Origin of the sequence: Streptococcus pseudopneumoniae (assembly GCF_038148935.1) — a bacterium.
Classification (GTDB): Bacteria; Bacillota; Bacilli; order Lactobacillales; family Streptococcaceae; genus Streptococcus; species Streptococcus pseudopneumoniae_U.
In genome coordinates, this window is record NZ_JBBJZX010000149.1 from 1 (window position 1) to 2,285 (window position 2,285).

Below are 2,285 nucleotides of genomic sequence, written 5' to 3' on the forward strand. Positions count from 1 at the left end.
TTTTACTATCGAGAATTTAGCGACTTTATCACGGCTAATACCATGAAGGTGGTCAGCAAGGTGTCTGTTGGTACTGCAGAACTAGAGTTACTGCGTCCTTGGGATTTTATCTATTTTATGGATTTCCCATTGCTAGCTTTCCTTTTCTATAAAAAATTCATCCATCTGGATAGGAGACCTTTCAAATTCCGCTCCAGTGTTGCTATCACTGCACTCTCAGCCCTGCTCTTTTCAGCTAATCTTTTCTTGGCTGAAATTGAGCGTCCCGATCTCCTATCACGAGGATTTTCGAATTATTATGTTGTCCGCGCCCTCAGTTTACCAGCTTTTCTAGGTTATAGTGCCAACCAATCCTATAGCGCCAACAAGGAACGTGCCAAGGCCTCTGAGACCGACCTGCAACCTATTACAGATTATATTCAAGAACATTCGGCTAAGCCCAATCCAGACTATTTTGGCTTGGCCAAAGGAAAAAATGTGATTTATCTCCACTTGGAAAGTTTCCAGCAGTTCCTACTTGACTATAAACTCAACATAGATGGAACTGAGCATGAAGTCACTCCCTTCCTTAATTCCCTCTACCATTCGCAATCAACCCTAGCCTTTTCGAATATCTTTAACCAAGTCAAGGCTGGTAAGACCTCAGATGCGGAAACCATGCTGGAGACTGGTTTGTTTGGACTTGACCAAGGTTCCTTTATGGTCAACTATGGAGGTACCAATACCCAGCAGGCAGCGCCTTTCATCCTATCGAAAAATGGCTACCAATCAAGTGCAGTCTTTCACGGTAATATCGGGACCTTCTGGAATCGAAATACGACCTATAAACAATGGGGCTACCAATACTTCTTTGATGCTTCCTACTTCACCAAGCAAGACAGTAGCAATTCTTTCCAATATGGTTTAAATGATAAAATCATGATGAAAGATTCTATCCAGTATCTGGAGCATTTACAGCAGCCTTTTTATGCTAAGTATATCACGGTGTCCAATCACTATCCCTATGCTAGCAATCTGACTGGCGATGAGCTTGGTTTCCCACTGGCCAAAACCAAAGATGAAACAATCAACGGCTACTTCCAAACAGCCAACTATCTGGATAGCGCCATCAAAGCCTTCTTTGACTATCTCAAAGAAAGTGGCCTCTATGAAAAATCCATCATCGTCATTTACGGAGACCATTATGGTATTTCCAACTCCCGCAATCCTGAGCTGGCACCCTTGATTGGAAAGACTTCTGAGAACTGGTCGAATTACGACAATGCCATGTTGCAACGAGTGCCTTTTATGGTAGTCATGCCTGGCTATGAAAAAGGACAAATCATCAATACCTACGGTGGACAAATCGATATCTTACCGACTCTCGAACACCTCCTTGGTATTGAGTCCAATTCCTTCCTTCAAGTTGGACAAGACCTCCTATCACCAGACCATCAAGAAATCGTTGCCTTTCGAACTGCCAATTCCTTCGTCACACCAAAATACACCAGCTATGACGGACGAACCTACTATACTGAAAGTGGTCTTGAAATCAGCAATCTTGATGAACAAACTCAGACCGAACTGGAAAGCGTTCGGCAAGCAGCTAGTCAACAGCTGAAAATCAGCGACCAGATTCAAACTGGTGATTTGATTCGTTTCTACCAAGCAGATCATCTTGGAAAAGTTGATACAGAAAGTATTTCTTACCTCAATTCTTTACCAATTCTGCAAAATATTGAGCAGGAAAAAGGTAGTCAGTCAACCAGCCTCTTTAGCCAACGACAAGGCAAAACTAGTACTGACCTTTTCAAGGCACCAAGTTATCAAGAACTCCACCCAGAGTCTGCAGAAACCGAATCAAAATCACAATAAAAGATGCTCTTCCATCGTGGAGGAGCATTTCTTTTTATCAACAAAAATCAAAGAGCAAACTTGGAAGCTAGCCGCAGGCTGTACTTGAGTACGGCAAGGCAAAGCTGACGTGGTTTGAAGAGATTTTCGAAGAGTATTAACTGTGAGATTGTAGCTAGAGAGGTTGTATCAGCAATATATGTCTGTCAAGTTTAGTGGTGTAGATAGTAAAATAAAGATGAGAAGGCATATAGAGAAGATAAATCAGCTTCAGCAGGTATCTGGAAAATTTGATTTTATAGAAAAGCCTTTTGTTACAAACTAAATATACTATCAATAAATAATATTATAGAAGCAAGAATAATTATAATTTCACCTATCTGCATAATCCTATTTCGAACTCTAAATATATGTTCTATCAAAAATACTTGGATCACACACATTATAGGAAT

Annotated in this window: 1 protein-coding gene; it reads left to right on the plus strand. The window is 40.9% G+C overall.

The genetic code is table 11. The features are described from left to right. The coding region (locus WKI42_RS10145) for an LTA synthase family protein (protein ID WP_368081858.1) at window positions 1–1,854 on the plus strand (1,854 nt) is incomplete at its 5' end. Between the last annotated feature and the right edge of the window lie 431 nt (window positions 1,855–2,285).